The sequence below is a fragment of the Roseicyclus sp. genome (assembly GCF_052168335.1).
Taxonomy (GTDB): Bacteria; Pseudomonadota; Alphaproteobacteria; order Rhodobacterales; family Rhodobacteraceae; genus Roseibacterium.
This window is the reverse complement of the sequence record NZ_JBQLZP010000232.1, coordinates 1-4,071: the sequence shown is the minus strand read 5'-3', so window position 1 is coordinate 4,071 and position 4,071 is coordinate 1. Positions and strand designations below refer to the sequence as shown.

The window sequence follows — 4,071 nt, the reverse complement described above, 5'->3', positions numbered from 1 at the left end:
ACCGGCCCGTTTCCGCCGGCGGAAACGGGCGCCCCGCGGCGGAGGTCGCGCGCAGACGTCATGTCCGCACCCTCTCGAGCGCGCGGTAGAGCCACAGGAGCGTCGGCTCCGCGGGCTGGTCCGTGTGGTGGACGTGATGGCGCCAGCCGGTGCGGCGCGCGGCCTGGGCGAGACGGTCCTTCCGCTCGGCCAGCCGCGCCAGATACTCGTCCCGCAGGCTCCGGGCCTTCAGCGTCTCGAAACGGATCGCGCCCGACATCGATTCGAAGACCGTGCGCCCGTCGTAGGGAAAGGCCTCCTCGTCGGGGTCGAGGACCTGCACGATCGCGCCCTTCACGCCCCGGTCTGCGGCGCGGCCGAGCACCTGCTCGATCGGCGCGGGATCGCCGAGGAAGTCGGAGAAGAAGACGGCACGGCTGCCGGGCGGCATCGCCTTCGGGCGCGGCACGCCATAATCGCCCTCCTCGTGGCCGTCCATCAGCGCCTGCGCCATCCGCAGGAGTTGCCCGCGCCCGGACCTCGGCGGCTCGGTCAGGTGGGTCAGGCCCACGCGCTCGCCCCCGTGCACCGCGAGGATCGCGATGGCCATGGCGAGCGTCTGCGCGCGGCGGAGCTTGGAGGGCCGCCGATCCGAGCCCGTGAAGGTCATCGAGGCCGCGTCGTCCACGCCGATCATCACCGACTGCGCGGCCTGCCACTCGGTCTGGCGGACGAAATGCCCGTCCGACCGGGCCGAACGCCGCCAGTCGATGGCGCGCAGGCTGTCGCCCGCCTCGGCTGGGCGGTACTGCCAGAACTCGTCGCCCGTGCCCGCCCGCTTGCGCCCGTGGGTGCCGAGGAGGACGGTCGCGGCGAGGTGCTGCGCATCGGCCATGAGCGCCGGCAGCGGCGCCGCGATGGCCTCGGAGCGCGAGCGGAGGGACTCGGGCGTATGGAGCGCCGAACGGCTCAAGCCGCCGCCTCGATCCGGGTGACGCGCGACGTGACCTCGCCGATGACCTGTCCGAGGTCCATGCCCTCGGCGCGCGCCGCGAAGGTCAATGCCATGCGGTGGACGAGCACCGGTCGCGCCAGCGCCGCCACGTCCTCGACCGAGGGCGCGAGCCGGCCGTCGAGCAGCGCGCGCGCGCGCACGGTCAGCATCAGCGCCTGCGCCGCACGCGGCCCCGGGCCCCAGGCAACGGCGTTCCGCACGATCTCGGGCGCCTCGCCTCCCTCGGGGCGGCAGGCGCGCACGAGGTCGAGGATGGCTTCCACGACGGCCTCGCCCACGGGCATCCGGCGGACGATCTTCTGCGCCGCGATCAGCGCCTCGGGGTCGAAGACCTGGTGCGCGCGGCGCTCGTCGATGCCGGTCGTGGCGACGAGGATGCCGCGCTCGGTCTCGCGGTCGGGATAGGGCACGTCGATCTGCACGAGGAAGCGGTCGAGCTGCGCCTCGGGCAGCGGATAGGTCCCCTCCTGCTCGATCGGGTTCTGGGTGGCGAGGACGTGGAAGGGCGCGGGCAGCGGCCGGTGCTGGCCCGCGATCGTCACCTCGCGCTCCTGCATCGCCTGGAGGAGCGCGGACTGCGTCCGGGGCGAGGCGCGGTTTATCTCGTCGGCCATCAGGAGGCGGCAGAAGATCGGCCCCTCGATGAAGCGGAAGCTCCGCGCGCCGTCCGTGCCCGTCTCGAGCACCTCTGAGCCGAGGATGTCGGCGGGCATCAGGTCGGGCGTGAACTGGATGCGGTTCGCGCTCAGCCCCATGACGGTCGAGAGCGTGTCCACCAGCAGCGTCTTGCCGAGGCCCGGCAAACCCATGAGAAGCGCGTGCCCGCCCGACAGCATCGCCGCCAGCGTCAGCGTCACCACCTCCTCCTGGCCGATGATGCGGGTCGCCACCGCCTGCCGCGCCTCGGCGAGCTTGCCGCCCAGGGCTTCGATCTCGGCCACCAGGCTCTCGGCTCCCGTCGCGCGCTCAGTCATGGCAATGCTCCGCATGCTGCATATCTATCCCGTGCTATCAGACCTATTCCTCCCGCCACAAATGGCAAAAGGGACAGAGGGACACATCATCGTGACGGACCGCGCCGCCAGCCCCACGCCAGAAAGCCTGATCGCCGCCGCGCGCCAGGCCCAGAAGGAGGGCAAGCTGCCGCCCGTCCATCTCTGGGATCCGCCGTTCTGCGGCGACCTCGACATGGAGATAAGGCGTGACGGCACCTGGTTCTACCAGGGAACGCCGATCGGACGAAAACCGCTCGTTCGCCTCTTCTCGACGATCCTGAAGCGCGAGGGGGAGAAGTTCTTTCTCGTCACGCCGGTCGAGAAGGTGGGAATCAGGGTCGAGGACGCACCCTTCGTCGCGGTGGACTTCGAGGCGGCGGGCGAAGGACCGGAGCAGGCGATCAGCTTCACGACCAATGTGGGCGACGTGGTGTTGGCGGGGCCCGGGCACCCGATCCGGGTGACGCGCGACCCGGGTGGCGAACCCAGCCCCTATGTCCATGTGCGCGCCGGCCTCGACGCGCTCATCGACCGGAAGAGTTTCTACAGGCTCGTGGACCTCGGCGAGGCGCACGGGGTGGACGGCAGGGAATGGTTCGGCGTCTGGTCCGGCGGCGCCTTCTTCCGCATCATCCCGGTGGCGGAGCTGGACCTCTGAGGCTTCAGGCGACCGAGGCGCGCGGCAGCCTGCCCAGGGCGTAGTCCCTGTCGAGACGGGCGATCTGCGCCTCGGCCTCGGCGACGGACCGCACGACGGCGTCCGCGGCGGGAAGCTGGGCGAGGGCGGCACCGTCGAGCACGATCTGGCCCGAGAGGATAAGCCGCGCGTCGGGGCGTACCGCACGCAGCGCCGTCATCAGGCGGTCGAGCGCAGCCAGCGAGTGCGCGCCCGAGCAGCTCAGCCCGATCACGCAGCGGTCATCGCGCTCGAGCCGGGAGAGGATGTCGCCGTGGTCGAGCCCGACCATGAGGCCCACGTCCCAGCCGTTCCGCCGGAAGAGGTCGGCCGCCATCATCACGCCGAGCGTATGCTGCTCGCCCGGCACGGCGCAGAAGACCGCGCCGCGCTGGAAGCTGCGGCGATGCCGTCCGCGGGCGCCAAGGGGCATCCGGCGCAGGATCGCCTGGATGCGCGAGGTCGCCATGGCCACCTCGGTGAAGGGAAGCCGGTCGGTCTCCCACCACTCGCCGAGACACTTCGCGGCGGGGGCGAGGTGGTCGAGGCAGATCTCCTCGACCGAGAGGCCCGCCTCCACGAGGTCGGCGACGAGGAGGTCGGCGGTATCGGTGGCGTCGTCGCAGAGCGCACGGGCCAGCGCGATGGCCAGCGGCGACTGCATGCAGGTTCGCGCGGGCTCCGACAGCTCGCCCGCACCGCTCTGCTCGCGGAGCCGCGCGACGGCCCGCGCGGCGAGGTCCGATATGCCGGCTGGCGAAAGGGGGAGGTCCCGGTCGGATACGGTGTCTGATACGGGATGTGCTATGGGCGCGGCGCGCGAAGCGACGCGAGCATCGGAATGTCTGGCCACGGTCGTTCTTCTTCCGTCGTCTGTCCGCATCGCCCCAGGGGCACGCACGCATGTGATCTGTGCATGGCAGTGTATACCAAGCGACATGTCAATCAAGATTGACATGTCAATTTCGGCCACAAAGGGAACAAGGTCGCGCGCTGCGCGTTTAGCGTTTTTTGCCAGATACTTATTCCGCGACATCGGGCGAATCCCCATCGCAGGGACGCAGAATTTCGTTCCGCCCGCAAAGTGTCAGGCACTGTGGACATTCCCGAAGAGCGCCTCGCGACCGTCGATCCGACGCCAGCGCCGGTGCCCGCGCGGACGATTCTGCGGACCATGCCGATGGCCCACGGACCCGCGAAGGCCGCTGGGCGGATGCGGGTCAGCCGTGGGACGGAGGAGCGTCAGGCCATGCGGGCGAACCCCGACGCCGTCCCGTCGGACGCGATGGCGCGCAGTCCGGTCGAACGATCGTAGCGGGTATGAGGGGAGTGGCGCACCGGGGAAGTTGGCTCTGTTCCCGTGACATGCGCCGCCTTGGCCCGCAGCCTCAGCAATAACAGGGGTA

Annotated in this window: 4 protein-coding genes; 1 reads left to right on the top strand and 3 read right to left on the bottom strand. The window is 70.6% G+C overall.

Translation table 11 applies throughout. The features are described from left to right. Positions 1-58: 58 nt before the first annotated feature. Positions 59-952 carry a DUF58 domain-containing protein gene (locus ACTS11_RS07245; protein ID WP_442639658.1) on the bottom strand — a complete coding sequence of 298 codons (894 nt, stop codon included), beginning with the start codon at positions 950-952 and terminating at the stop codon, positions 59-61. Beyond that, positions 949-1,968 (bottom strand): AAA family ATPase, encoded by a 1,020-nt coding sequence (locus ACTS11_RS07240; protein ID WP_442639657.1) that lies wholly within the window; start codon positions 1,966-1,968, stop codon positions 949-951. Before ACTS11_RS07240 ends, ACTS11_RS07245 begins: the two co-directional genes overlap by 4 nt. A gap of 61 nt (positions 1,969-2,029) precedes the next feature. On the opposite strand from ACTS11_RS07240, the gene ACTS11_RS07235 reads away from it, so the two are divergent. Continuing rightward, positions 2,030-2,647, top strand: coding sequence for a DUF1285 domain-containing protein (locus ACTS11_RS07235; RefSeq protein ID WP_442639656.1), 618 nt, complete (start codon positions 2,030-2,032; stop codon positions 2,645-2,647). 4 nt (positions 2,648-2,651) lie between these two features. Here the strand turns inward: ACTS11_RS07235 and ACTS11_RS07230 are convergent, their stop codons facing one another. After that, positions 2,652-3,329, bottom strand: coding sequence for a cobalamin B12-binding domain-containing protein (locus ACTS11_RS07230; protein ID WP_442639655.1), 678 nt, complete (start codon positions 3,327-3,329; stop codon positions 2,652-2,654). Positions 3,330-4,071 lie beyond the last annotated feature (742 nt).

Bases quoted from the DNA above. Each gene is read 5' to 3' on its own strand.
- ACTS11_RS07240 (WP_442639657.1), bottom strand. From the start codon at position 1,968: ATGACTGAGCGCGCGACGGGAGCCGAGAGCCTGGTGGCCGAGATCGAA.
- ACTS11_RS07235 (WP_442639656.1), top strand. From the start codon at position 2,030: ATGGCAAAAGGGACAGAGGGACACATCATCGTGACGGACCGCGCCGCC.
- ACTS11_RS07230 (WP_442639655.1), bottom strand. From the start codon at position 3,329: ATGCAGTCGCCGCTGGCCATCGCGCTGGCCCGTGCGCTCTGCGACGAC.